Raw genomic sequence first — 25,509 nt, forward strand, 5'->3', positions numbered from 1 at the left:
ATCAGAAGACGTGGAGCACGTACGCCGCGATCAGCAGGCCGATCACGCCGACCGCGAGGACACCCGCGGTCACCATGAGCACGACGGGGAGGGCGTTGCCGCGCTTCTTCGGCGGGGCGATCACGCCGCGCGTCGACGTGTGCGTGCTGATCGCACGCGACGCGCGCACCGGCGCGACCTCGGAGGTGTTGAACTCGTTCACCTCGCTGTCAAGCAGCCGGTCGATGTCCGAGGAGTCGATGCGGTCGTGGGCGCCGGTCGCTCCCAGCGTGCGCGGGAGGTCGATCGAGCCGGTGACGAGGATCTCGCCCGTGCTGGTCAGCGGGCCGGTCGCGTCCGCCTGCGGCAGCGACGGGAGGATGAGCGCGTTGGTCGTGGTTGCCGCCGTCGAGTGGCCGACGTTGCGGGAGGTGATCGGCTCGGAGCCGTCCTCCAGCTCGGCCGCCGTCGACCAGTGACCGGTCGGCGGTGTGAACGGACGGCGCTCCTGGGCGGAGACGTCCTCGTCCGCCTCGGCGGGCACGGCAGCGGCCGGCGCGGGAGCGGCAGCGGCCTGCGACCCGAAGCCGGTGAAGACGGACGCCGGAGAGGACGTCACCGCGGTGTCGGCCTGCTGCGCCGCGGACACGGGAGCCGTCTCATCGGTGAAGGTCACGGGGATGATCGGCTCGGCGATGGCCGGCGAGTGGCTCGCCTGGTTCGCCGCCTGCGCCTGCAGCATCGCGCGCAGCTCACGGCGGGTGAGCGTGCGCTCGCCGGTCGGATCGGACTCGTCGTCCGACGCCGTAGACGGAGCCGTGGTGATCTGCGGGGAGGTGGCGCGGACCGGAGCCGCGGCGGACGACGGCAGCACGGACATCGGCTGCGTGACCGGCTCGGGCTTGGACGGGTCCGGCGCCTGACGGAACAGGTCGAACGACGAGGCGTCGGAGCCGGGGTCGGCGGCCGGACGCTGCGGAGCGCTGAACAGGAGGTTGTCGAAGCTGCCGCCCGACGAGACGCCGGGCTCGGCGAACGCGGAGGCGGGGATGGCGGGAGCCTGCTCCTCATCGGAGGCCTGCGCCTCGGCGCCGGGCGTCGCCGACGTCTCGGGGATCTCCCCCGCCGGGGTCGCCTCGGAGGTGCCCGCGCGGCGCGCCGCTTGACGAGCCGCCGTACGCTCGCTCTCTCTGGCCTGTCGCCGTGTCTGCGGCGGCTGGCTCGCTTCCGCTGGCTGTTCAGGCCATGACGTCATTCCACGCTCCGATACAAGTGATGTTTGGAGATGTACTGGACCACCCCGTCGGGGACGAGGTACCAGACGGGGAATCCCCTGCTCACCCGGCTCCGGCAGTCGGTGGACGAGATCGCCAGGGCCGGAACTTCCAACAAGCTTACGTCCTGTTTCGGCAATCCAGAAATATTGAGGTCGTGTCCCGGGCGACTCACAGCAACGAAGTGCGCGAGCTTCCAGAGCTCGTCGATATCGCGCCAGCTCAGGATCTGCGCGATCGCGTCGGCGCCGGTGATGAAGAAGAGCTCCGCGTCCGGTCGCTCCGCGCGCAGATCGCGCAGGGTGTCGATCGTGTAGGTGGGCCCGACGCGGTCGACGTCGACCCGGCTGACGGTGAACCGCGGGTTGGAGGCCGTGGCGATCACCGTCATCAGATAGCGGTGCTCGGCGGTCGTGACCTCGCCCTTCTGCCAGGGCTGGCCGGTGGGCACGAAGACCACCTCGTCGAGGTCGAACGACTGCGCGACCTCGCTCGCGGCGACCAGGTGGCCGTGATGGATCGGATCGAACGTGCCGCCCATCACGCCGATGCGTGGACGGCTCTTCTCGGTCAGCTCCATGTGTGGGGGTCGGTGAGGCCTCAGTGCCCCTGCGTCGGGTGACCGGTGCCGTGGTGGGTGGCGCCCGGGGCGGTGGCGTGCGCCGCGGCGTCGGGGGCCGAGCGGTGGCTGTGCCGGTTGGACACGTCGCGGAAGCTGAACATGACACCGAGGAGGCACAGGAAGGTGACGATCGCGATCGTGCCGTAGGCCCAGGTGGGCATGGGCAGCTCGACGTGGGTCTCCGCTGCGGCCGCGGCGATGATGGTCGTCAACTGGGACATCGGTGGTGTTCCTTTCGGGGGCGCTGTGATGAAGGCGCGGTGGCGCGAGGCCGTTCCTCAGTCTAGCGGTCGTTCAGCCGCGGATCTGGCCGGACCCGCGCACGATCCACTTGGTGCTCGTCAGCTCCGGCAGCCCCATCGGGCCGCGCGCGTGCAGCTTCTGGGTGGAGATGCCGACCTCCGCGCCGAAGCCGAACTCGCCGCCGTCGGTGAACCGGGTGGAGGCGTTGACCATGACGACCGCCGAGTCGACCTCCGCGAGGAAGCGGTCGGCGTTGGCGAGGTCGTTGGTGACGATCGCCTCCGTGTGCTGGGTGGAGTAGCGGCGGATGTGCGCGATGGCGGCGTCGAGGTCGTCCACGACGCGCACCGAGATGTCGAGGCTCATGTGCTCGGTCGCGTAGTCCTCGTCTGTGACCGGGACGCCGCCGGGGGCGTACGGCAGCGCGGTCTCGTCGGCGTGGATGGTGACGCCGGCCTCCGCGAGCGCGCCGAGCACGGGGCGCAGCAGACGCTCCGCGGCGTTCCGGTGCACCAGCAGGGTCTCCACGGCGTTGCACACGCTGGGTCGCTGGACCTTGGCGTTGCGGACGATGTCGACCGCCCAGTCCTCGCGCGCGCTCTCGTCCAGCACGATGTGGACGACGCCGGCGCCGGTCTCGATCACCGGGACGCTCGACTGCGTGACGACGGCCTGGATCAGGTCGGCGCTCCCCCGCGGGATCAGCACGTCGACCAGGCCGCGGGCGCGCATCAGCTCGGCGGCTCCGTCGCGGCCGAACTCGTCGATGGTCTGCGCGGCGTCGGCGGGGAGGCCGGCGCTCGCCAGCGCGTCGCGGACGACCTCCACGAGCACGGCGTTGGTGTTGAGGGCCGCGGTGCCGCCGCGCAGGACGACCGCGTTGCCGCTCTTGATCGCCAGCGACGCGATGTCGATGGTGACGTTCGGCCTGGCCTCGTAGATCGCGCCGACCACGCCGAACGGCACGCGGGTCTGGGCGATCTTCACGCCGTTCGGGAGGTCGCTGCCGCGCACCACCTGGCCGACCGGGTCGGTGAGGCCGACGACCTCCCGCACCGCGTCGGCGAGGCTCTGCAGCCGGGCCGGGGTCAGCGTCAGCCGGTCGAGCAGGCCGGCGGAGAGCCCGTTCTCACGCCCGTTGGCGAGGTCGAGCTCGTTGGCGGCGAGGATGCCTTCCTCGGCCGCGACGACGCCCTCGGCGATCGCGCGCAGCGCCGCGTTCTTCTGCTCGGTCGTCGCCGTCGCCAGCGGCAGCGACGCGGCCTTGGCCGCAGCCAGGCGATCAGCGAGCGAGGTGGGGGCGGCGACGGTCGAGGACATGCGTCAAGTCTAGGCCGTGGCGGCCTCAGCGGCCTCGGGGTCGTGCGCCGGAGCGGTGGCCGCCGGGGCGTCCGAGCTGGGCGCGGGAGCGAACCAGGTGCCGACGGTCTCGCCGCGCAGCGCCTCGGCCACGAGGGTCGTCGCCGTGAGGATGACGGCCGTCCCGCGCTCGGCGGCCTGACGCGCGGCCGACACCTTGGTCAGCGCTCCCCCGGTGCCGACCCCGGACAGCCCGGTGGAGCCGATCTCGACGCCCGCGAGCTCGTCCTGCCAGCCGACGTGCCCGATGCGCTCGGCGCCCGGCTCCTGCGGCGGCTTCGTGTAGAGCGCGTCCACATCAGAGAGCAGGACGAGCAGGTCGGCCTCCACCAGCAGCGCCACCAGCGCGGCGAGCCGGTCGTTGTCGCCGAACCGGATCTCGTGGGTGGCCACGGTGTCGTTCTCGTTGACGATGGGCAGGATGCGCAGGTCGAGCAGCCGCTCCATCGCGCGCTTCGCGTTGCTGCGGTGGGTCGGGTTCTCCATGTCGCCCGCGGTCAGCAGCACCTGCCCCGCGACGATCTCGTAACGGTCCAGGCTGTCCTGGTACCGGTAGATGAGGACGTTCTGGCCGACGGCGGCCGCCGCCTGCTGGGTGGCCAGGTCGGTGGGGCGGCCGTCCAGCGAGAGGTACGGGATGCCGGTGGCGATCGCGCCGGAGGACACCAGGATGACCTGCGAGCCGCGGCCGTGGGCCTCGGCGAGGGCGTCGACCAGCGGGCCGATCTGCCCCGCGTTGTCGCCGCTGATCGACGACGAGCCGACCTTGACGACGATCCGTCGTGCGGTCGGGACCTGGGCGCGCTGGTCGATCGTCATTGCCTGGCCGTCCCGCCTTCCGCCTCACCCCGGGATCCGGAGTCCTGGCCGTCGTAGTCGTCGTAGTCGTCGTCCTGCCAGAGGCCGGCCTCCTTCTCGCGGAGGAGCTCGGCACGGGCCTCGGCCTTGCCGTCCATCCGCTCGAAGTACTCCTCGCGGCGCTGGTTGCGGGTCGGGCGCGCGCTCGCGTCGATGCGCGCGTCCGTGCCGCGCGGCGAGGTGATCAGCTCGGCCGTGGAGGTCAGCGTCGGCTCCCAGTCGAAGACCACGCCGTTGTCGCGGCCGATCACGACCGTGGAGCCGGCGACGGCGCCCGCGGTGAAGAGGCGGTCCTCGACGCCCAGCTTGGCGAGCCGGTCGGCCAGGTAGCCCACGGCCTCGTCGTTGGCGAAGTCGGTCTGGGCGACCCAGCGCTCCGGCTTCGCGCCGAGGATGCGGAAGACGGGGCCGTCGGAGCCGCCCTCGACCTTGACGGTGAAGCCGGAGTCGTCCACGGCCTTCGGCCGGATGACGATGCGCGGGCGGATCTCCGCCTCCGCCGCCTCGGCCACACGGGCATCCTCCACCAGCTCGGCCAGCGCGAACGACAGCGCGCGCAGGCCCTCGTGGCTGACCGTGGAGATCTCGAACACGCGGTAGCCGCGCGCCTCCAGGTCGGGGCGGACGAAGTCGGCCAGCTCGCGGCCCTCCGGGACGTCGATCTTATTGAGCGCGATGAGCTGCGGGCGCTCCAGCAGGGGCACCTGGCCCTCGGGCACCGGGTAGGCGGCCAGTTCGCCGAGGATGACCTCCAGGTCGCTCAGCGGGTCGCGGCCGGGCTCCAGCGTGGCGCAGTCGAGCACGTGCAGGAGGGCGGAGCACCGCTCGACGTGGCGCAGGAACTCCAGCCCGAGGCCGCGGCCCTCGCTCGCGCCCTCGATGAGGCCGGGGACGTCCGCGACCGTGTAGCGCACATCGCCGGCCTGCACGACGCCCAGGTTCGGGTGCAGCGTGGTGAACGGATAGTCCGCGATCTTCGGCTTTGCCGCCGACAGCGCGGCGATCAGGCTCGACTTGCCCGCGGACGGGTAGCCGACGAGCGCGACATCGGCGACGGTCTTCAGCTCCAGGAGGACGTCGCCCTCCCAGCCGGGCGTGCCGAGCAGCGCGAACCCGGGAGCCTTGCGCTTCTGGGTCGCGAGGGCGGCGTTGCCGAGCCCTCCCAGACCGCCGGCGGCAGCGACGAAGCGCATGCCCGGCTCGGTCAGGTCGGCGAGCTCCTCGCCGTCGGGCGACTTGACGACGGTGCCGACCGGAACCGGCAGTTCGAGCTCGACGCCGGTGTAGCCGCTGCGGTGGTCGCCCATCCCGAAGCCGCCGTTGTCGCTGGAGCGGTGCGGGTGGCGGTGGTAGCCGAGCAGCGTGGTGACCTGCGGGTCGGCCACAAGCACGATGTCGCCGCCGTTGCCGCCGTTGCCGCCGTCGGGGCCGGCGAGCGGCTTGAACTTCTCGCGGCGGACCGAGACGCACCCGTTTCCGCCGTTGCCCGCGCGCAGATGCAATGTCACGCGGTCCACGAACGTGGCCATGGGTGCTCCTCAGATCTCTGTATAACGACGGATGGGCGGGCCGAAGCCCGCCCATCCGTGAAGTGCTGTCGTGGGTGAGGCTCAGGCCTCGGCGGCCACGATGTTGACGACCTTGCGGCCGCCCTTGGTGCCGAACTCGACCGCGCCGGCCGAGAGGGCGAACAGCGTGTCGTCGCCACCGCGGCCGACGTTCGCGCCCGGGTGGAAGTGCGTGCCGCGCTGGCGGACCAGGATCTCGCCGGCGTTGACGGTCTGGCCGCCGAAGCGCTTCACGCCGAGGCGCTGCGCGTTGGAGTCACGACCGTTGCGAGTGGAGCTCGCGCCCTTTTTGTGTGCCATGTCTTCTTCTCCTCGAGAGGTTCTCTGTCGGCTACTTGATGCCGGTGATCTTGACGCGCGTGAGCTCCTGACGGTGGCCCTGGCGCTTCTTGTAGCCGGTCTTGTTCTTGAACTTCTGGATGACGATCTTCGGGCCGCGCAGGTCGCCCAGGACCTCGGCGGTCACCGTCACCTTGGCGAGGGACTTCGCGTCGGAGGTGATCTTGTCACCGTCGACGAGCAGGACGGCGGCCAGCTCGACGTTGCCGTCCTTGTCGGCCTTGATGCGGTCCATCGTCACGATGGTGCCGACCTCGACCTTCTCCTGCCGGCCACCGGCGCGCACAACTGCGTAAACCACTTTCACGTACCTTTTCGTCGGGGATCAGCTCCCCCGGCGATGCCGTGGACCTGTCCTGCTCTTGTTTGTTCAGGGAGTTACTGGCGAGCTCTCGCCCGCCGATGGCGGCGGGTGGCTCTCAGAAAACCGTGGAGGTGCACCGGGCTACCGGCACACACCAACGGTCAACTTTACCCGACGCCGCACGACCCGTCAATTCAGCGAGGGGGCGTCGAGACCGACCGGAACCCTGGACGGGACCGGTTCCTACAATCATTGTATGACGGTCCTGATCGATCCCCCGGCATGGCCCGCCCACGGCATGTTGTGGTCGCACCTGGTCAGCGACTCCTCGCTGGACGAGCTGCACGCGTTCGCCGTCGCCGCGAACGTCCCGGCGCGCGCGTTCGACCTCGACCACTACGACGTGCCCGACCGCCGCTACGACGAGCTCGTGGCGGCGGGAGCGGTGGCGGTCGGCGGCAAGGAGCTGGTCGCCCGGCTCATCGCCAGCGGCCTGCGTGTGCGGGCGCGCGACCGCGTGCGCCGTCACTGACAGAGTCGGCGACGGCGCACGAGGGGCGGATCAGTCCTCGCGGCGCTCTCCGGCGATCTGGCCGCCGCTGATGACGGCCGTGCTCGCCCGGCGGCTGCCTCGACTGCGACCCTGGCCCGGCGCCTTCGGCTGCGGGAGGGAGTCCAGCACGGAGTCGAGCAGCAGCTCGGTCTCCACAGCGGTCGCGACCGGAGCCTGCGCCACCGGGGCGGTCGGCTCGGGCAGGTCGATCACCGGGAAGTCCAGGTGCGGGTGCTCGTCGGCAGCCGGAGCAGACTCCTGTGCCGCGGCGGGCTCGGCAGCGGCCTCCGGGGCCTCGGCCGGACGCTGCTCGTCGCGGGGGCCCTTGCCCTTGCGGCGGCGCTTCTTGGGCGCGGCGTCGGCGGCGGGCGCCTCGGGAGCGGGCGCGGCCTCGGCCGGTGCGGCCTCCCCCTCGTGGTGCGGGTGGATGGTCGAGGCCGCGATCTGCGCGAGCGCGTTCTTGGCGTCGTCGGTGATCGCGTGCGTGCCCGTGGTGTGCGGCACGCTCGCCTGCTGCTGACCGCCGCCGTTGCCGTTCCCGCTGCCGCCACGGCCGCGGCGGCGCTCGCCCTGCGGCTGCTGCTGCTGCGGCTGGCGGTGCTTCACCACCGGGTCGTGGTGCACGATCACGCCGCGGCCGGCGCAGACCTCGCAGGCCTCGCTGAAGGTCTCCAGCAGGCCGAGGCCGAGCTTCTTGCGGGTCATCTGGACGAGGCCGAGCGAGGTGACCTCCGCCACCTGGTGCTTGGTCCGGTCGCGGCTCAGGCACTCGATCAGGCGGCGCAGCACCAGGTCGCGGTTGGACTCCAGCACCATGTCGATGAAGTCGACGACGATGATGCCGCCGATGTCGCGCAGCCGGAGCTGGCGGACGATCTCCTCCGCGGCCTCCAGGTTGTTCTTGGTGACCGTCTCCTCCAGGTTGCCGCCGGAGCCGACGAACTTGCCGGTGTTGACGTCGACCACGGTCATGGCCTCGGTGCGGTCGATGACCAGGGAGCCGCCGGAGGGCAGCCAGACCTTGCGCTCCAGCGCCTTCTCGATCTGCTCGGTGACCCGGTACTCGTCGAACGCGTCGCGGTCGCCGGTGTAGGCCTCCACGCGGTCGATCAGGTCGGGGGCGACCTGGCGCAGGTAGCTCTCGATCGTCTGGCGCGCGTCGTCGCCGGCGATGACCAGCTTCTGGAAGTCCTCGTTGAAGACGTCGCGGATGATCTTGATCAGAAGGTCGGGCTCGCTGTGCAGGAGCGCGGGCGCCTGCTGCGTCTCGACCTGACGGCTGATGTCCGCCCACTGCGCGGTGAGGCGGGTGACGTCGAGGGTGAGCTGCTCCTCGGTGGCGCCCTCGGCGGCGGTGCGCACGATCACGCCGGCGCTCTCCGGGAGCACCTCCTTGAGGATCTTCTTGAGCCGCGAGCGCTCGGTGTCGGGCAGCTTGCGGCTGATCCCGTTCATCGAGCCGTTCGGCACGTACACGAGGTAGCGGCCGGGCAGCGAGATCTGGCTGGTCAGGCGCGCGCCCTTGTGGCCGACCGGGTCCTTGGTGACCTGGACGAGCACGCGGTCGCCCGCCTTGAGGGCGAGCTCGATGCGGCGGGGCTGGTTGCCGGTCTCCACCGCGTCCCAGTCGACCTCGCCGGAGTAGAGCACGGCGTTGCGGCCGCGGCCGATGTCGACGAAGGCCGCCTCCATGCTCGGCAGCACGTTCTGCACGCGGCCGAGGTAGACGTTGCCGATGAGGGAGGCCTCCTGCGACCGGGCGACGTAGTGCTCGACCAGGACCTTGTCCTCCAGCACGCCGATCTGGATGCGCCCGCCCTTCGAGCGGACGACCATCTGGCGGTCGACGGACTCGCGGCGCGCCAGGAACTCCGCCTCGGTGATGACCGGGCGGCGGCGGCCGGCGTCGCGGCCGTCGCGGCGGCGCTGCTTCTTGGCCTCCAGGCGGGTCGAGCCCTTGACCTTCTGCGGCTCGGTGATCAGCTCCGGCTCGCGCGGCGTGCGGACCTTGACGACGGTGTTCGCCGGGTCGTTCGCCTCGGTGCGGCCGTTCTCGCCCGCGCGGCGGCGCGAGCGGCGGCGCATGGTGCCGGTGGGCTCCTCGTCCGGGAGCGGGGGCAGCGGCAGGATGTCAGGCGCCTGGAACAGGAGCGTGGTCGGCGGCAGGCCGGGGATGACGGCGCCGGCCGCCTCCGGCTCCTCGCCGTGGCGCTCCGGCAGGGCCGGGGGCTCGTGGCCGTCGGCGGCGATCGTCGCGACGTCGACGGCGGACTCCGCGGCGGGGACGGCCGCGGCCGTCTCCTCGGTGACGGCGACCGTCACGTCGGTCACCGCCTGCTCGGCGACGACCTCCTGCTCGGCGATCTCGCGCTCACCGGCGAACACCGGCGTCTCGGCGGTCCCGGCCGGACGGGTCACCCGTCTGCTGCCGAAGATGCCCCGGCGCCTGCGGCCTCCCGCTCCCTCATCGTTGCTGCTCGTGCTGTCGATATTCTCGTTTTCCACCATCGCTGGTGCACTCCTCGACCGGTGGCGGCAACCCGCTCACCGGGTACTCTCCGTCGGAGGCGCCGCGCGCGGCGCCTGCCGTAATCCTGGCTCGGACTGCCGGTGCTCGTGGCACCCGCGTCCGGCTCTCCCTTGTCTTGTGCCGGCCTGCATGGCCGGCTGTTCATTCGGGCGCACCTGGCGCCCTCAAGCCTTCTGTTCGTGTCGGCCGGCATGCTGCCGGGACGACGTATCCAACGATTATCGCATGTCGGGGGCCGTGGACCGGCGCAACCCGCGTTCACAGATCGGGCGCGCCGCGTCATGCCATAATCCGACTGTGCCAGCCTCGAAGACCGCGACCGCCGACCAGACGACCGATCCCGCTCCCGTGGAGTACCGCCGCCCGACCGCCCTCGCGATCTTCCTGATCGTCGCCGGAGCCATCGGCTTCTGGGCCGCGTTCATGCTGACGCAGGACAAGTTCCACCTGCTCGCGGACTCCCACGCCCAGCTCTCCTGCAACTTCAACGTGCTCGTCGGCTGCAGCAAGAACCTGGGGTCGTGGCAAGGGTCCCTCCTCGGCTTCCCGAACCCGCTCCTCGGCCTCGCCGGCTGGACGGCCACCATCGCGGTCGGCGTCGGCCTGTTCGCCGCCGGGCGCTTCGCTCGCTGGTACTGGATCGCCTTCAACGCCGGCGTCGTGCTCGCCCTGGTGCTGGTGATCTTCCTCATCACCGAGTCGCTGACCGTGCTCAACGTGCTCTGCCCCTGGTGCATGGTCACCTGGACCGTCACCATCCCGACGTTCTGGGCGGTGACGCTCTACAACCTCAAGGAGGGGCACATCCCCGTCCCCGAGCGTGCGCGCCGGTTCTTCGGGACCCTCTACAGCTGGGTGCCGCTGATCACGATCGTCAGCTACGCGATCGTCGCGGTGCTGGCGCAGATCCAGCTCGACTGGATCCACCGCGCGTTCGTCTGACCCGCCCGACAACGCAGAACGGCTCCCAGCCATGAGGCCGGGAGCCGTTCTCGTTTCGGCGACTGCTCAGCCGAACCAGAGCGCGAGCTCGCGCTGCGCCGACTCGGGCGAGTCCGAGCCGTGGACCAGGTTCTGCTGCACCTTCAGGCCCCAGTCGCGGGCCAGGTCGCCGCGGATCGTGCCGGGCAGCGCGGTGGTCGGGTCGGTGGCGCCGGCGAGCGAGCGGAAGCCCTCGATCACGCGGTTGCCCGCGACGCGCAGGGCGACGACGGGGCCGGACTCCATGAACTCCACGAGCGGCTCGTAGAAGGGCTTGCCCTCGTGCTCGGCGTAGTGCTTCGCGAGCAGCTCCCGGTCGGCCTGCAGCATGCGCAGGTCGACGAGCGAGTAGCCCTTGGCCTCGATGCGGCGCAGGATCTCGCCCGTGAGGTTGCGGGCGACTCCGTCGGGCTTGACGAGGACGAGGGTCTCTTCGACGGCGGTGGTCATCTGGTCTCCGTTCGGTTGTTCCGGTCGATGTTGTTCCGGTCGATGCGGGAGGCGACGATCATGCAGTAGGTCCACATGGCCGTGAAGATCGCCCCCACGATGAAGAAGGCGGGCTGGAGGAAGCCGGCGGCGACGACGAGGAGCTGGACGATCCAGCCGAGGACGACGCCGACGCGGTTCCGCATGAGCCCGATGGCCGCGATCATCAGCACGACCACGAGCGCTCCCCCGCCGAGCGCCGCCCACGCGGGCAGGGCGTTCAGCCCGAAGAGCACGAGCGCGCCGAGGAAGACCACGATCAGCTCGAAGCCGAGCACGATCGAGCCGAGGCTCTCGCGCAGGGAGCGCTGCCGGCGGGCGCGCGGCTGCTTGGCGTCGCTCACGCGGTCGCGTCCTTCCAGCCCTGCTCGTCGGCGTACGCCATCGCGGCGCCCACCAGCACGATGGAGCCGGTGACGACCACGGCGCGGCGCGGCTCCTCACCCGCCCACTCGCGGGCGGCCTCCAGGGCGTCGAGTCCGTCGCTGTAGACGATCGTCGCCTCGTCGCCGGCCTCCTCGCGCACGATGTCGCCGAGGTCCTCGGCCGGCAGGGCGCGGTCGGACGCGGGCTCCGTCACGAAGAACTGCGTCGCGACCGGGGTGAGAGCGCGGATGACGCCGCGGGCGTCCTTGTCGCCGAGGCTGCCGACCACGAAGGTGAGCTCGTCGAAGTCGAAGTACCTCCGCAGCGCGTCGGCGAGGGTCGCGGCGCCCGCCGGGTTGTGGGCGGCGTCGACCAGGATGGTCGGCTCGACGCCGATCAGCTGGAGGCGGCCGGGCGAGGTGGCGGTGGCGAAGCCTTCCTCCACCAGGTCCGTCTTCAGCGGCTGGGTGCCGCGGCCGAGGAAGGTCTCGACCGCCGCGACCGCCACCGCGGCGTTCTGCGCCTGGTGATCGCCGTAGAGCGGGAGGAAGACGTCCTCGTAGGTGGCCGCTCGGCCGCGCACGGTGACCAGCTGGCCGCCGACGGCGACCTGCGTGCTCACGACGTCGAACGCCTGCGGCTGGGCCGCGAGGGTCGACTCGGTGAGCCGGGCGGCCTCCTCCAGCTCGGTCATGGCCTCCGGGGCCTGCGCCGAGGTCACGACGTCGGCGGACGGCTTGATGATGCCCGACTTGGTGCGCGCGATCTCCCGCACCGTGTTGCCGAGCTGCTTGGTGTGGTCGAGCGAGATGGGCGTGAAGACGGCCACCTGGCCGTCGCCGACGTTGGTGGAGTCCCACTCGCCGCCCATGCCGACCTCGATCACGGCGACGTCGACCGGGGCGTCCGCGAAGGCCGCGAACGCCAGCGCGGTGAGCGCCTCGAAGAAGGTCAGCGGCGCCTTGCCCTGTTCCTGCAGCTCGGCGTCGACGATCTCCAGGTACGGGCGGACGTCCTCCCAGTTGCTGACCAGGGCCTCGTCGGTGATCGGCACGCCGTCGATCATGATGCGCTCGTTGAAGCGCACCAGGTGCGGGCTGGTCAGCAGGCCGGTGCGCAGGCCGTAGGCGCGCAGGATGCTCTCGGCGATCCGGCTGGTCGAGGTCTTCCCGTTCGTCCCGGTGATGTGGATGATCGGGTACGCCCGCTGCGGGTCGCCGAGCAGCTCCACGGCACGGCGGGTCGCGTCGAGGCGGCGCTCCGGGGCGCCCTCGCCGACGCGGGCGAGGAGCGCCTGGTAGACCGCCTCGGCCTCCTCGCGCAGGTCGTCGTCGTCGGTCATCGGGTCGCCTCCACCTTCGTCACGCCGACCGTGAACCGGCCCGCGTTCGCGTACAGTCCCGCGGCGAAGTCCTTGCTGAAGTCGTCGCGGCCGTCGCCGGAGCGCTCCCCCGCCGAGACGAACTCGAACTCCAGCGCCAGGGTCTCGGCCGCGATGTCGACGGCCTCGCCCGCGAGCGCGATGGCCGCCACGTCGTCGTCGTGCTCGAACGCGACGCTCAGCTCGATCCGGTCGCTCACGTCGAGCCCGGCCGCCTTGCGGGTGTCCTGCACGGCGCGGATGACGTCGCGGGCCAGACCCTCGGCCTCCAGTGCAGGCGTCGTGGCCGTGTCGAGCAGGACGAAGCCGCCGCCGGCCAGCAGCGCCAGCGCCGAGGTCGCCTCGTCGTCGGCCTGAGCGGTCTCCAGGACCAGCTCGTACTCGCCCTCGACCAGCTCCACGCCGCCCACGGTAACGACTCCGTCGTGCTCCGACCAGTCGCCGCCGCGGGCGGCCTGGATGACCTGCTGCACCTGCTTGCCGAGCCGGGGACCCGCGGCGCGGGCGTTCACGGTCAGCTTGCTGGTGATGCCGTAGGCGTCCGCGCTGTCGTCGGCGAGCTCGACCAGCTCGACCGCCTTGACGTTGAGCTCGTCGCGCAGGATGCCCTCGAACGGCCGCAGGGCGTCCGCGTCTGATGCCACCACGGTCAGCGACGCGAGCGGCAGGCGCACGCGGCGGCCGGACTGCTTGCGCAGCGAGAGCGCGGTCGAGCTGATCGCGCGGATGCGGTCCATCGCGTCGGCCAGTGCGTCGTCGGCCGGGAACTCCTCAGCGTCGGGCCAGTCTTCGAGGTGCACGCTGCGGCCTCCGGTGAGGTCCTTCCAGATGCGCTCGCTGACCAGCGGGAGCAGCGGGGCGGCGACCCGGGTCAGGGTCTCCAGCACCGTGTAGAGGGTGTCGAACGCCTCGGCGCCCGAGCCGTCCTCGGCCACGCCGGTCCAGAACCGGTCACGCGAGCGGCGCACGTACCAGTTGGTGAGCACGTCGGCGAAATCGCGCAGCTTGGCCGAGGCGAGCGTCGAGTCGAGCCCCTCCAGGTCGGCGGTCACGGCCTCCACCAGGTCGCGTGTCTTGGCGAGCAGGTAGCGGTCGAGCACGTCGGTGGACGCCGTCGAGCGCGTCGCCTCGTAGCCCGTGGCGTTCGCGTACAGGGAGTAGAAGTACCACGTGCTCCACAGCGGCAGTAGCACCTGGCGGACGCCCTCCCGGATGCCCTCCTCGGTGACGATGAGGTTTCCGCCGCGCAGCACGGGGCTCGACATCAGGAACCAGCGCATCGCGTCGGAGCCGTCGCGGTCGAAGACCTCGTTGACATCCGGGTAGTTGCGCAGCGATTTGGACATCTTCTGGCCGTCGCTGCCGAGCACGATGCCGTGCGAGATCACGTTCGTGAACGCGGGGCGGTCGAACAGCGCGGTGCCGAGCGTGTGCAGCAGGTAGAACCAGCCGCGGGTCTGCCCGATGTACTCCACGATGAAGTCGGCCGGGTTGTGGCTGTCGAACCAGTCGTGGTTCTCGAACGGGTAGTGCACCTGCGCGAACGGCATCGAGCCGGAGTCGAACCAGACGTCGAGCACGTCCGGGATGCGGCGCATGGTCGAGCGCCCGGACGGGTCGTCCGGGTTCGGCCGGGTGAGCTCGTCGATGAACGGGCGGTGCAGGTCGGGCTCGCCCGCGGCGTTCACCGGCAGCCTCCCGAAGTCGCGCTCCAGCTCCTCCAGCGAGCCGTACACGTCGACCCGCGGGAACTCCGGGTCGTCGCTCTTCCACACCGGGATCGGCGAGCCGAAGTAGCGGTTACGGGACACGGACCAGTCGCGGGCGCCGGCCAGCCACTTGCCGAACTGGCCGTCCTTGACGTTCTCCGGCACCCAGTTGATGCCCTGGTTGAGCTCGACCATCCGGTCGCGGAACTCGGTGACGCGCACGAACCAGCTCGACACCGCCTTGTAGATCAGCGGGTTGCGGCAGCGCCAGCAGTGCGGGTACGAGTGCTCGTAGCTCGCCTGGCGCAGCAGCCGGCCGTCCTCGCGCAGCAGCGTGGTCAGCGGCTTGTTCGCCTCGAAGACCTGGAGGCCGGCCACGTCCTGCACCTCGGCGAGGAAGCGCGCGCCGTCGTCCACCGAGATGATCACCGGGATGCCCGCGGCCTCGCAGACGCGCTGGTCGTCCTCGCCGTAGGCGGGGGCCTGGTGGACGATGCCGGTGCCGTCCTCGGTGGTCACGTAGTCGTCGACGAGGATCTGCCACGCGTTCTGCGTGCCGTACTTCTCGGTGTCGGCGTAGTAGTCCCAGAGCCGGTCGTAGGTGACGCCCTCCAGCTCGCGGCCGCGGACCGTGCGGCTGACCGCGTCGCGCGCGGCCTCCGGGGAGCCGTAGCCGAGGTCCTTCGCGTAGTTGCCGACGAGGTCGACGGCCAGCAGGTACTCGCCGCTCAGCGAGTCCTCCTCGCGCAGCCCGGCGCTGTGCCGGCCGATCGCGCGCCCGTGCACGTCCCCCGCGCCGTTGGGGCCGGCGGGGACGACCGCGTACTCGATGTCCGGCCCGACGACGAGCGCCAGGTTGGTCGGCAGGGTCCACGGGGTCGTCGTCCAGGCCAGGGCGCGCACGCCGGTGAGGCCGAGGGCCTCCGCCTTCGCGCCGGTCAGCGGGAAGGTGACGGTGACGGTCTGGTCCTGACGCATCTTGTAGACGTCGTCGTCCATGCGCAGCTCGTGGTTGGACAGCGGGGTCTGGTCGCGCCAGCAGTACGGGAGGACGCGGTGGCCCTCGTAGGCGAGCCCCTTCTCGTGGAGCTGCTTGAACGCCCAGATCACCGACTCCATGTAGGAGGTGTCGAGCGTCTTGTAGTCATTGTCGAAGTCGACCCAGCGCGCCTGACGGGTGACGTACTCCTGCCACTCGCGCGTGTAGCGCAGCACGGAGTCCTTCGCGGCCTGGTTGAAGGCGGCGAGGCCCATCTCCTCGATCTGGCTCTTGTCGGTGATGCCGAGCTGCCGCTCCGCCTCCAGCTCGGCGGGGAGCCCGTGGGTGTCCCAGCCGAACCGGCGCTCGACCTTCTTGCCGCGCATCGTCTGGAAGCGCGGGAAGACGTCCTTGGCGTAGCCGGTCAGCAGGTGGCCGTAGTGCGGGAGGCCGTTGGCGAACGGCGGGCCGTCGTAGAAGACCCACTCGGGCGCGCCCTCGCGGTTCTCGACCGAGGCGCGGAAGGTGCCGTCCTCCGCCCAGAAGGCGAGGACATCGGTCTCGATCTCCGGGAAGACCGGGGACGGCGTGACGTCCTGAGGCTGGCGCCCCGTGGGCTCGGGCGCTCCGTCCGGTGCGGACTTGGGGTACGGCATCTCTCTCCTGGCAGTCGTGATCTGCACGAGGACGCCGGACGCTCGCACGCCCGTCGCGGTACCACCCCGCTTGCCCCCTCCGCCTGCGGCGCCGGATGAAGCCTCTCGTTCTGCGGCTGTGACGGGCCTGCCCCGTTCGGTTCTACTGAGCGGGCGAGGGCCCGCCGTTCTTCCGAAGACTCGCCGGTGATAGCCGGGTCGACGTCGTTCGCACCATTCTATCGGTTCGCGAGCGCCGCCGCGTAGCCGGCGCACACCGGCTCGATGGCGTCGCGCACCACCGGGGTCAGCGGGCCGCGGCCCACGCCGGCGCGCGCCCAGACGCCCGCGGCCGCGACCGCCGCTCCGACGACCGCCGTGGCGGCCGCCCGGGGCAGGAGGCCGCCCGGATCGTCGCCCGACCGCCGGGCGATCGCGGCGGCCACCTGACGCACGACGGAGAGGAAGCGCGGCAGTGCGGACGCCTGCAGTTCGGCGTCGGTGCCCATCAGCTCCACCTGCGTCACCGCGAGCGGGAGCCGCTCGGGCCCGAACCCGTCGGCCAGCCGCAGGACCGCGGCGAGCACGGCCGCCATCGGCTCCACGTCGTCGCCGGCTTCGGCGAGCATGGCGGGCAACGCCGCCAGGGACTCGTCGACCTCCAGCCAGAGCAGGTCGCTCTTGGCGGAGAAGTAGTTGAAGAACGTCGCCCGGCTCACGCCGGCCCGGCGGGCGATGTCGTCGACGGTCGTCCCGGCGTAGGTCTGCTCCAGGAACAGCTCGCCCGCCGCCTCGGCCAGCATGCGGCGCGACGAGGCGCGGGGCCGGCCGGATCCGGGCGCGCCCTGGCCGTCGGAATGCCGCGGTGTCACGATGCGTTGTCTCCTCACGCCTAATATTGGACCCGGTTCAAATACCCCCGTCAGAAGGACACCCGTGACCTCCACCCCCACGCTCGCCGTCAGCGAGACCGATCGCCCGGGCATCACGCCGGGCACCGCTCGCCGCGTCGCCATCGCATCGTTCGTCGGGACCTCCCTCGAATCGTACGACTTCTACCTCTACGCGTACTTCGCCGCCTTCTTCGTCGGCCCGCTGTTCTTCACCCCGCTCGGCCCGTTCGGCGGCGTCCTCGCCGGCTTCCTGGCCATCGCGGCCGGCTTCGTGATCCGCCCGGTCGGCGCCGTCGTCTTCGGCCACCTCGGCGACCGGATCGGCCGCCGTCCCGTGCTGCTGATGACGATCCTCCTGATGGGGATCAGCACCGGCCTCGTCGGCGTGCTGCCGACCTACGCCGCCGCCGGCTGGGTCGGCGGGGTCGTGCTCGTCCTGCTGCGCCTCGTCCAGGGCCTGTCGCTCGGCGGCGAGTGGGGAGGCTCGATCCTCCTGGCGACCGAGTACGCCAACCCGAAGCGCCGCGGCTTCTACGCCGCCCTCCCCCAGCTCGGCTCGCCGGTCGGCTCCATCCTCAGCGCGGTCGTCTTCATCGTCCTGACACTGACGATGTCGCCGGCCGACATCGCGTCGTGGGGCTGGCGCATCCCGTTCCTCACGGCGTTCCCGCTGCTGCTGGTCTCGCTCTACCTGCGCTGGTCGATCGACGAGACCCCGGTGTTCCGCAAGCTCGTGGAGACCGGCCGCCGCGACCGCTTCCCGGTGCTCGACGTCTTCACCAAGGCCCCTGTCGCGTTCGTCATCGCGATCGGCGCCGCCGTGCTCGGTATCGGCTCGTACTCGCTGATGAACACCTACATGGTCGACTACGGCACCGCCGTGCTCGGGTTCAAGTTCCAGGACCTGCTGGTGGCGACCACGATCGGCGGGCTGCTGCAGCTCGTCACGATCCCGCTGTTCGGGCTGTGGGCCGCGAAGATCGGCTCGGCGCGCGTCGTCGCCATCGGCGCGATCGGCACGCTCGTGGTCGCTTTCCCGATATACTTCCTGCTGCAGAGCGCGTCGTTCGGCATCCTCGTCGGGAGCATGATCATCGGCGGCATCCTGCCCACCCTGTCCTGGGCGGGCCTCGGCGGCCTGATGTCCGACCTCTTCCCGAGCCCGATCCGTTACAGCGCGCTCTCGGTCGCGTACAGCGTCGCCGCGCTGGTCACCTCGTTCGTGCCGGCGCTGACGCTGGTGTTCGGCCAGGCCGTCCACAACGCGTGGTGGCACCCGGGCGTCGTGCTCGCAGTCATGTCGATCATCACGCTGGTCGCCGCCTGGGCCGCTGGCCGCCGTCGCCCGATCATCGACGAGGGCACCACCGACGCCCAGACCATCGAAGCCGTGGAGGCCTCCGCAGCCGCCTAACCAATCGAGGGGCACGTCGTTGTCGCTTTTCGCGCCTGGAAGTGACAACGACGTGCCCTTCGGCGCGCTCCGGTACGCTTTAACGCGACCCACACACTTAGGCACCCCTGACGCGGTGCCGCACATATCGAATCGGAGAGCCATGACCGCCGCGAACCCCGTGCCCGACAAGCCAGCACTCGAGGGCCTGGAGGCCGTCTGGGGCGGTCGCTGGCAGCAGGACGGCACCTTCGAATTCGATCGGGACGGCGCCATCGCCGCCGGCCGCGCCGCGATCTACTCGATCGACACTCCGCCGCCCACGGCCTCCGGCTCCCTCCACATCGGACACGTGTTCAGCTACACGCACACCGACATCGTGGCGCGCTACCAGCGCATGCGCGGCAAGCGCGTCTTCTACCCGATGGGCTGGGACGACAACGGCCTGCCCACCGAGCGCCGCGTCCAGAACTACTACGGCGTGCGCTGCGACCCGTCGCTCCCGTACGAGGCCGACTTCGTGCCTCCGTTCGAGGGCGGCGACAACAAGAGCGCCAAGGCGGCCGACCAGAAGCCGATCTCGCGCCGCAACTTCATCGAGCTGTGCGAGCGGCTGACCGTGGAGGACGAGAAGCAGTTCGAGGCGCTCTGGCGCACGCTCGGGCTCTCCGTGGACTGGTCGCAGACCTACCGGACCATCGGCCGGGAGGCGCTGCACACCTCGCAGCTCGCCTTCGTCCGTAACGTCGCCCGCGGCGAGGCGTACCAGGCCCTCGCCCCCACCCTCTGGGACATCACCTTCCGCACCGCCGTCGCGCAGGCCGAGCTGGAGGACCGCGAGCAGCCGAGCGCGTACCACCGGGTCGGCTTCCACGGCGCCGACGGCCCGATCTACATCGAGACCACCCGTCCCGAACTGCTCCCCGCGTGCGTTGCGCTCGTGGCGCACCCGGACGACGAGCGCTACCAGCCGCTGTTCGGAACGACGGTGCGCACGCCCGTGTTCGGCGTCGACGTGCCCGTGGTCGCCCACCACCTCGCGCAGCCCGACAAGGGCACCGGCATCGCCATGATCTGCACCTTCGGCGACATCACCGACGTCACCTGGTGGCGCGAGCTCGACCTCCCGAACCGCGCGATCATCGGCTTCGACGGCCGCATCATCGCGGAGCCGCCGGCGGCGATCGAGAGCCACGAGGGCCGCGAGGCCTACGCGCAGCTCGCGGGCAAGACCGTGTTCTCGGCCAAGCAGGCCGTCGTGGAGCTGCTGCGCGCCTCCGGCGACATGGTCGGCGAGCCCAAGCCCATCCAGCACCCGGTCAAGTTCTTCGAGAAGGGCGACAAGCCGCTGGAGATCGTCTCGACGCGCCAGTGGTACGTCAAGAACGGCGCCCGCGACGAGAAGCTGCGCGAGCGCCTCATCGAGCTCGGCCGCAGCCTCGACTGGCATCCCGACTTTATGCGCGTCCGCTACGAGAACTGGGTCAACGGCCTCACCGGCGACTGGCTCATCTCGCGCCAGCGCTTCTTCGGCGTGCCGATCCCGGTCTGGTACCCGCTCGACGGCGTGGGCAACCCGCTGTTCGACCAGCCGATCCTGCCGGCGGAGGACAGCCTCCCCGTCGACCCGTCCTCCGACCCGGCGCCGGGGTTCCAGGAGTCGCAGCGCGGCCAAGCCGGCGGCTTCGTCGGCGAGCACGACGTGATGGACACCTGGATGACCTCCTCGCTGACCCCGCAACTCGCGGGCGGCTGGGTGGACGACCCTGAGCTGTTCCAGGCGGTCTACCCGTTCGACCTGCGCCCGCAGGGCCAGGACATCATCCGCACCTGGCTGTTCTCGACCGTGCTGCGCTCGCAGCTGGAGCACGGCGTCGCGCCGTGGTCCAACGCCGCGATCTCCGGCTTCATCGTCGACCCCGACCGCAAGAAGATGTCGAAGTCGAAGGGCAACGTCGTCACGCCGGCCGACATCCTGGAGAAGCACGGCTCCGACGCGGTGCGCTACTGGGCGGCGTCCTCCCGGCTCGGCACCGACGCGTCGTTCGACCCGCAGAACCCGACCCAGATCAAGATCGGCCGCCGCCTGGCGATCAAGCTGCTCAACGCGGCGAAGTTCATCCACGGCTTCGACGCCCCGGAGTCGCTCGACCTCGCCCAGGTGACCGCGCCGCTCGACCGCAGCATGCTGCAGCAGCTCGCGGATGTCGTGACCGACGCCACCACCGCGCTGGAGGGCTACGACCACGCCCGCGCGCTGGAGACGGCCGAGACCTTCTTCTGGACGTTCTGCGACGACTACCTGGAGCTGGTCAAGGAGCGCGCCTACGGCGAGCACAACGCCGGCCAGGTGTCCGCGGTGGTCGCCCTCCGCACGGCCCTGTCCGCCTTCCTGCGCCTGTTCGCGCCGGTGCTGCCGTTCGCGTCCGAGGAGGCCTGGAGCTGGTCGGAGACCGGATCCGTGCACCTCGCGCCCTGGCCGCAGACCGCCGAGGTCGCCGAGGACTGGGATGACGCCCGCTCCGTCCTCACCGTCGTCGGCCGAGCCCTGACGGGCATCCGCGGCGCCAAGACGGCCGCCAAGGCCTCCCAGCGCACGCCCGTCGACTCCGCCGTCATCGGCGCGCCGGCGGACGAACTGGCCGCCATCGAGTCGGCCTCGGCGGACCTGGCTTCGGTGGGCAGAATCGCAGAACTGCGTTTCGTAGCCGCCGACACGCTCGAAGTAACGGATATCCTCCTTGCGCAGACGCTGAGCGAGGAGGAACGATGACGGCTGACGTTCGGCGCGTGGAGGACAACGAGTTCTTCACCTGGCTCGACCTCTACGCGGGCTACGGCGAGTTCTACGAGACCCCCGTGACGGATGAGAAGGCGCTCCTCGTGTGGAGCTGGATCACCGACGCGGAGAACAGCCTGGAGGCCTACTTCGCGGTCGACGCGGAGGGCACCCCGATCGGCCTGGCCCACGTGCGCGAGTTCGCCCGTCCGCTCGACGGCAGCACCGGTCTCTACCTCGACGACCTGTTCGTCCTCCCGGAGGCGCGCGGCGAAGGGGCTGGCACCGCCCTCCTCGAGAAGCTGCGCGGCCTGGCCCAGGAGCGCGGCCTCTCGGTCGTGCGCTGGATCACCGCGAAGGACAACCAGACGGCCCGCCGCCTCTACGATCGTGTGGCGGAGAAGACGAAGTGGGTCACCTACGACCTCGTCCCCTGAACGGGTCCGCGATAGGGTCGATACGACTCCCGGACTCCTGAGCCGGGGAGCAAGGCGAACGGAGGGGCTGATGTCGACGGTAGTTCGACCGGTCAAGGATGGCGACTTCTTCGCCTGGTTGGACCTGTACGCGAAGTACGCGGAGTTCTACGACACCGAGCTGACCGACCAGAGGGCGCTCGTCCTGTGGTCCTGGCTCAGCGATCCCGACCACGAGGAGCAGGGCTTCGTCGCCGTGGACGGCGACCGCATCGTCGGCCTCGCCAACGTGCGCGAGTTCGCCCGGCCGCTGGAGGGCGACCGCGGGCTCTTCCTCGACGACCTCTACGTGCTGGAGGACGAGCGCAGCAAGGGCGTCGGCCACCAGCTCATCGCGGCCGTCCGCGCCCTCGCGGAGGAACGCCGCCTCGGCGTCGTGCAGTGGATCACCGCGACCGACAACGCGGACGCGCAGCGCGTCTACGACTCGGTCGCGAGCAGGACCGCGTGGGTCACGTACGAGATCGACCTCGCGGCCGCCCAGAACGCCGAGAGCGCCTGATGCAGCTCGGGACCCGCTGGGCCGTTGGCGAGACCCCGCCGGCGAACCTCCCCGAGGTCGTGACCTACGCCGTCTCCACCGTCGAGGAGGAGCTCGCGGCGACCGACATCGAGACCGCGGGCTGGCGCTGGACGCTGACCTGGCTGGAGGGCAACCCCGTCGTCGAGCTCGACGACGGCACGATCATCCGCTACAACGCGCACGAGGACTCGGCCACGATCACGCAGGTGGTCGAGACCGAGCCCTCGGACTACGACGAGGCGTAGCCGGCCGGCGGTTCAGCGCGGGAGCTGCGGCAGCGTCCGCGCGGCCCGGTCGCGGGTCTGCTCGACGGTCGCGACGAGCTCGGCGTGACGGTTGTGGCGGGCAGGCTGGCGCATCCCCCACGCGGTGAGGGCGCGACCGAGCCGGAGTGCTGCGCGGTGGCTGAACGGCCGGTGCACGGGCACGGCGATGGCGGTCATGATGCGGTTCCTTCCGGGATGGTCTGTTCTTCTGGTGTTGAGGCCTCAGCGGCCTGGCCGTAGCGGCCGGCGCTGAGCAGGAGGCGCGTGGCGATCAGGGCGAGCACCACCACGACCACGCCGCCGATGAGGAACGGCAGGCGGAGGTCGACGCGGGCGACGAAGCCCCCGAGCACCGTGGCGATCGGCGTCAGTCCCCAGCCGATGGTGCGGACGATCCCCATCGCCCGGCCGAGGATGGCGCCGGGCACGATCGCCTGCCGCAGCGCGCCCCACGGGACGTTCCACACCGCGACGCCGAAGGCGCCGAGCGCGTAGGCGAGGATGCCGGCCACCATGTTGTCGGTGAGCCCGACGCCCAGGAGGCCGAGGCCGCCGAGCAGCATGGCCACGTACATCACGCGCCCGCGGCCGAACCGGGTCACGAACCCGCTGGCGCACAGCGCGCCGACGAGCGCGCCCGCACCGATCACCGCGGTGACGACGCCGACCAGCGACGCAGGCAGCGCGTAGGTCTGCAGGAGCAGCAGCACGACGCTGCCCTGCGCGAACGCCAGCGCGGACGCGGTGATCGACGTGAGGACGATCATCTTCCGCAGGAAGCGGTCGTCCCAGAGGAAGCGCACGACAGCGCCCAGCCGCGGGCGAGGCGCGGCCTCCCCGCCCTCCTCGCCGATCAGGTGCGCGCGCGCCGCCGCCACCGGAATGGTGAGGACGAGCAGCACCGAGATGAGGAACCCGGCGCCGGTCAGCCACAGCGGCAGCGCGATCGCGGCAGCGAACAGGAAGCCGGCGATCGGCGTCGCGATGAAGTTCTCCACGACGATCTCGGCGGACTGGAGCCGCCCGTTCGCCCGGTCGAGCTGGCTGCGGGTCACCATGCTGGGCGTGACCGTGGTGGTCGCGGTGTCGAAGACCGTCTCGCCGAGCCCGAAGGCGAGGATGCAGGCGTACAGGCTCCAGATGGTCAGCGCGTCCGTGGCGATGAGCAGCGCCACGACGGCGGCGACGGCGAACCGGACGGCATTGGCGGCGGCCATCGCCGCCCGCCGGTCGACGCGGTCGAGCAGCATCCCGGCCGGGATGCCGAACAGCAGCCAGGGCAGGAAGGTCACGGCGGTCAGCCCGGCGATGAGCGCGGGATCGTGGGTCAGCGTGGTGGCGATCAGCGGGACCGCGGTGCGGCCGATACCGTCGGCGAGGTTGCTCGCGATGGCGGCGCTCCAGAGCCGGCCGAAGCCGTCGCCGAGGCGGGTCTTCTCCGTCGTCGCCGTGGTCACGGCCGTTCCTCCGCGCGGTGCTCCTGCTCGACCAGCGGGAACGCGTTGAACTGCGCCTGGATGCGCTTGCGCTCGCCGGCCGGCTCGGTCTTCCACTTCTCCTTGAGGCGGTTGAGCAGCTTGTAGTACTCGGTGGCGAACTCGGCGAGCTGGTCGCGGCTCAACTCCAGGTGGGAGGTCGAGAGTGCCGAGGCCTCCACCCACTCCGGCCCGAAGGTGTCCAGCCCGCGGCGCAGGTACGAGGTGAGCCGGCGGTCGTTGTTCTGCGCCCAGCTCAGCGAGATCTGCTCAGTGACCTCGCGGCCGGCGGGCGTCTCCAGCGTCTCAGCGCCGCCGATGGTGACGCCGCCCGGCGCCATCCGCCACCAGCGCTCGCGGCCGCTGCCGCGCTCGGTGTCCTCCACGATGATGTCGTGCTTGGCGAGCTGGCGGAGGTGGTAGCTGGTGGCCCCGCTCGACTCCCCCAGCCGCTCCGCCAGCATGGAGGCGGTGGCCGGGCCGAAGTCGGACAACTCGTTCATGATCTCGACGCGCAGCGGGTGGGCGAGCGCGCGCAGGGCGGGCATGCCGAGAGACTCGAAGTGCGGCTCGTACTCGTCATCGGTGGACATGGGACCAGAGTAGCCATGCAAAGAGTTCTTTGCAAGCATTTCTTTGCAATTCTTCGTTTGCAATCAACTCTTTGCAACCGAGTGTTCGGAAGGGACGGCTCAGCCGCGCGCGATGATCTCCCCGTGCGGCATCCCGTACCACCCCGACGCGTCCGCGGCCCACTCCAGCCAGGCCCGGGAGACCGTGTCGAGCGTTTCCGCGTCCGCCTCGCCCGCCTCCCGCGCCTGCGCGCCCCAGTCGGAGTGCGTCACCCGTTCGCTCCAGAGGCCGCCCCACCAGCGCCGCTCCTCGTCCGACGCGAAGCACCACACCGACGCGGAGCTCGTCACGTCCGCGAAGCCGGCGTCGAGCGCCCAGGCGCGGAGGAACCGGCCGGCGAAGGGCTCGCCGCCGTTGCCGCGCTGCATCGTCTGGGTGATCCGCATCCACTCGGCCAGGCCGGGCAGCTTCGGCGCCCACATCGTGCCGCCCCAATCCACGTCGCGTGCGACGACGAAGCCGCCCGGGCGCACGACCCGGCGGAACTCCCGCAGCGCGGCCACCGGATCCGAGAGGTGCTGGAGCACCTGGTGCGCGTGCACCACGTCGAAGGAGTCATCCGGGAAGTCGAGCGCGTACGCGTCACCCACAGCGAACGACACGCCCGCGGCACCGCGCCGGCTCGCGGCCCCGGTGGCGTGCGCCACGATGTCGGCGCTCCGGTCGACGCCGGTCACCGCGCCGGGCGCCACCCGCGCCGCGATGTCGAACGTGAGCGTGCCCGGGCCGCTGCCGACGTCGAGGACGGTCATCCCCGGGCGGAGCAGACCGGCGAAATAGGCGCCCGAGTTCGCCAGATTCCGCCACTCGTGGGACCGCAGGACGCTCGCGTGATGACCGTGGAGATACCGATCGACGACCTTCATGCGGCCATCCTAGGTTCGGCCGCGACCGCCACCGGG

At 71.1% G+C, this 25,509-nt stretch carries 25 protein-coding genes; 7 read left to right on the top strand and 18 right to left on the bottom strand.

From position 1 onward, the window contains the following. Position 1 precedes the first annotated feature (1 nt). The 8 genes from ABCS02_RS29035 to rplU all read right to left on the bottom strand — a co-directional run bounded on the left by ABCS02_RS29035 (position 2) and on the right by rplU (position 6,543). Positions 2-1,234, bottom strand: a complete 1,233-nt coding sequence (locus tag ABCS02_RS29035) for a hypothetical protein (protein WP_345839199.1) — start codon at positions 1,232-1,234, stop codon at positions 2-4. Then, positions 1,231-1,833 (bottom strand): nicotinate-nucleotide adenylyltransferase, encoded by a 603-nt coding sequence (gene nadD, locus ABCS02_RS29040; protein WP_345839200.1) that lies wholly within the window; start codon positions 1,831-1,833, stop codon positions 1,231-1,233. Before nadD ends, ABCS02_RS29035 begins: the two co-directional genes overlap by 4 nt. Before the next feature lie 20 nt (positions 1,834-1,853). After that, positions 1,854-2,096: a hypothetical protein gene (locus ABCS02_RS29045; RefSeq protein WP_345839201.1), complete on the bottom strand. Its 243-nt coding sequence runs from the start codon at positions 2,094-2,096 to the stop codon at positions 1,854-1,856. A 73-nt stretch (positions 2,097-2,169) separates the two neighbouring features. Beyond that, positions 2,170-3,438 (bottom strand): glutamate-5-semialdehyde dehydrogenase, encoded by a 1,269-nt coding sequence (locus ABCS02_RS29050; RefSeq protein WP_345839202.1) that lies wholly within the window; start codon positions 3,436-3,438, stop codon positions 2,170-2,172. A 9-nt stretch (positions 3,439-3,447) separates the two neighbouring features. Further along, complete coding sequence (proB, locus tag ABCS02_RS29055; protein ID WP_345839203.1) at positions 3,448-4,296, bottom strand: glutamate 5-kinase; 849 nt, start codon at positions 4,294-4,296, stop codon at positions 3,448-3,450. After that, entirely contained in the window at positions 4,293-5,864 is a 1,572-nt protein-coding gene (gene obgE, locus ABCS02_RS29060; RefSeq protein ID WP_345839204.1) for a GTPase ObgE, read from the bottom strand. Before obgE ends, proB begins: the two co-directional genes overlap by 4 nt. Before the next feature lie 81 nt (positions 5,865-5,945). Continuing rightward, a complete protein-coding gene (gene rpmA / locus ABCS02_RS29065; protein ID WP_345839205.1) occupies positions 5,946-6,203 on the bottom strand; it encodes a 50S ribosomal protein L27 in 258 nt (85 codons plus the stop codon). Positions 6,204-6,234: 31 nt separating this feature from the next. Further along, positions 6,235-6,543 (bottom strand): 50S ribosomal protein L21, encoded by a 309-nt coding sequence (rplU, locus tag ABCS02_RS29070; RefSeq protein WP_345839206.1) that lies wholly within the window; start codon positions 6,541-6,543, stop codon positions 6,235-6,237. Positions 6,544-6,802: 259 nt separating this feature from the next. On the opposite strand from rplU, the gene ABCS02_RS29075 reads away from it, so the two are divergent. Continuing rightward, on the top strand, positions 6,803-7,078 hold the full coding sequence (locus tag ABCS02_RS29075; protein WP_345839207.1) for a DUF4031 domain-containing protein: 276 nt from the start codon (positions 6,803-6,805) through the stop codon (positions 7,076-7,078). Positions 7,079-7,108: 30 nt separating this feature from the next. On the opposite strand, the gene ABCS02_RS29080 is transcribed toward ABCS02_RS29075, so the two are convergent. Further along, complete coding sequence (locus ABCS02_RS29080) at positions 7,109-9,607, bottom strand: Rne/Rng family ribonuclease (protein ID WP_345839208.1); 2,499 nt, start codon at positions 9,605-9,607, stop codon at positions 7,109-7,111. 319 nt (positions 9,608-9,926) lie between these two features. Between ABCS02_RS29080 and ABCS02_RS29085 the strand changes: the two genes are divergently transcribed. Continuing rightward, on the top strand, positions 9,927-10,571 hold the full coding sequence (locus tag ABCS02_RS29085) for a vitamin K epoxide reductase family protein (protein WP_345839209.1): 645 nt from the start codon (positions 9,927-9,929) through the stop codon (positions 10,569-10,571). A 66-nt stretch (positions 10,572-10,637) separates the two neighbouring features. Here ABCS02_RS29085 and ndk read toward each other — a convergent pair whose 3' ends face one another. From ndk to ABCS02_RS29110, 5 genes are all read right to left on the bottom strand, one after another. Next, complete coding sequence (gene ndk / locus ABCS02_RS29090) at positions 10,638-11,060, bottom strand: nucleoside-diphosphate kinase (protein ID WP_345839210.1); 423 nt, start codon at positions 11,058-11,060, stop codon at positions 10,638-10,640. Next, entirely contained in the window at positions 11,057-11,443 is a 387-nt protein-coding gene (locus ABCS02_RS29095) for a DUF4233 domain-containing protein (protein ID WP_345839211.1), read from the bottom strand. Before ABCS02_RS29095 ends, ndk begins: the two co-directional genes overlap by 4 nt. Next, entirely contained in the window at positions 11,440-12,807 is a 1,368-nt protein-coding gene (locus ABCS02_RS29100; protein ID WP_345839212.1) for a folylpolyglutamate synthase/dihydrofolate synthase family protein, read from the bottom strand. Before ABCS02_RS29100 ends, ABCS02_RS29095 begins: the two co-directional genes overlap by 4 nt. Continuing rightward, positions 12,804-16,190 carry an isoleucine--tRNA ligase gene (gene ileS, locus ABCS02_RS29105; protein WP_345839213.1) on the bottom strand — a complete coding sequence of 1,129 codons (3,387 nt, stop codon included), beginning with the start codon at positions 16,188-16,190 and terminating at the stop codon, positions 12,804-12,806. Before ileS ends, ABCS02_RS29100 begins: the two co-directional genes overlap by 4 nt. A gap of 218 nt (positions 16,191-16,408) precedes the next feature. Next, entirely contained in the window at positions 16,409-17,059 is a 651-nt protein-coding gene (locus tag ABCS02_RS29110) for a TetR/AcrR family transcriptional regulator (protein ID WP_345839214.1), read from the bottom strand. Between the two features lie 46 nt (positions 17,060-17,105). Here ABCS02_RS29110 and ABCS02_RS29115 point away from each other — a divergent pair, with 46 nt between their 5' ends. The 5 genes from ABCS02_RS29115 to ABCS02_RS29135 all read left to right on the top strand — a co-directional run bounded on the left by ABCS02_RS29115 (position 17,106) and on the right by ABCS02_RS29135 (position 22,478). Further along, the gene (locus tag ABCS02_RS29115; RefSeq protein ID WP_345839215.1) at positions 17,106-18,476 is read left to right on the top strand and encodes an MFS transporter; all 1,371 of its coding nucleotides are present in this window, start codon (positions 17,106-17,108) and stop codon (positions 18,474-18,476) included. A 142-nt stretch (positions 18,477-18,618) separates the two neighbouring features. Continuing rightward, the gene (gene valS, locus ABCS02_RS29120) at positions 18,619-21,228 is read left to right on the top strand and encodes a valine--tRNA ligase (RefSeq protein ID WP_345839216.1); all 2,610 of its coding nucleotides are present in this window, start codon (positions 18,619-18,621) and stop codon (positions 21,226-21,228) included. Beyond that, positions 21,225-21,671 (top strand): GNAT family N-acetyltransferase, encoded by a 447-nt coding sequence (locus tag ABCS02_RS29125; protein ID WP_345839217.1) that lies wholly within the window; start codon positions 21,225-21,227, stop codon positions 21,669-21,671. The genes valS and ABCS02_RS29125 overlap by 4 nt, the downstream gene beginning before the upstream one ends. Before the next feature lie 70 nt (positions 21,672-21,741). Beyond that, positions 21,742-22,212, top strand: coding sequence for a GNAT family N-acetyltransferase (locus ABCS02_RS29130; protein ID WP_345839218.1), 471 nt, complete (start codon positions 21,742-21,744; stop codon positions 22,210-22,212). Beyond that, positions 22,212-22,478 (top strand): hypothetical protein, encoded by a 267-nt coding sequence (locus ABCS02_RS29135; protein WP_345839219.1) that lies wholly within the window; start codon positions 22,212-22,214, stop codon positions 22,476-22,478. Before ABCS02_RS29130 ends, ABCS02_RS29135 begins: the two co-directional genes overlap by 1 nt. Positions 22,479-22,490: 12 nt before the next feature. Here the strand turns inward: ABCS02_RS29135 and ABCS02_RS29140 are convergent, their stop codons facing one another. The 4 genes from ABCS02_RS29140 to ABCS02_RS29155 form a co-directional block, all read right to left on the bottom strand. Next, positions 22,491-22,676 carry a hypothetical protein gene (locus tag ABCS02_RS29140; RefSeq protein WP_345839220.1) on the bottom strand — a complete coding sequence of 62 codons (186 nt, stop codon included), beginning with the start codon at positions 22,674-22,676 and terminating at the stop codon, positions 22,491-22,493. Continuing rightward, the gene (locus tag ABCS02_RS29145; protein WP_345839221.1) at positions 22,673-23,956 is read right to left on the bottom strand and encodes an MFS transporter; all 1,284 of its coding nucleotides are present in this window, start codon (positions 23,954-23,956) and stop codon (positions 22,673-22,675) included. Before ABCS02_RS29145 ends, ABCS02_RS29140 begins: the two co-directional genes overlap by 4 nt. Continuing rightward, positions 23,953-24,567 carry a helix-turn-helix domain-containing protein gene (locus ABCS02_RS29150; protein ID WP_345839222.1) on the bottom strand — a complete coding sequence of 205 codons (615 nt, stop codon included), beginning with the start codon at positions 24,565-24,567 and terminating at the stop codon, positions 23,953-23,955. The genes ABCS02_RS29145 and ABCS02_RS29150 overlap by 4 nt, the downstream gene beginning before the upstream one ends. A 99-nt stretch (positions 24,568-24,666) precedes the next feature. Next, positions 24,667-25,473 carry a methyltransferase domain-containing protein gene (locus ABCS02_RS29155; protein ID WP_345839223.1) on the bottom strand — a complete coding sequence of 269 codons (807 nt, stop codon included), beginning with the start codon at positions 25,471-25,473 and terminating at the stop codon, positions 24,667-24,669. Positions 25,474-25,509 lie beyond the last annotated feature (36 nt).

This window comes from Microbacterium sp. X-17, assembly GCF_039615055.1.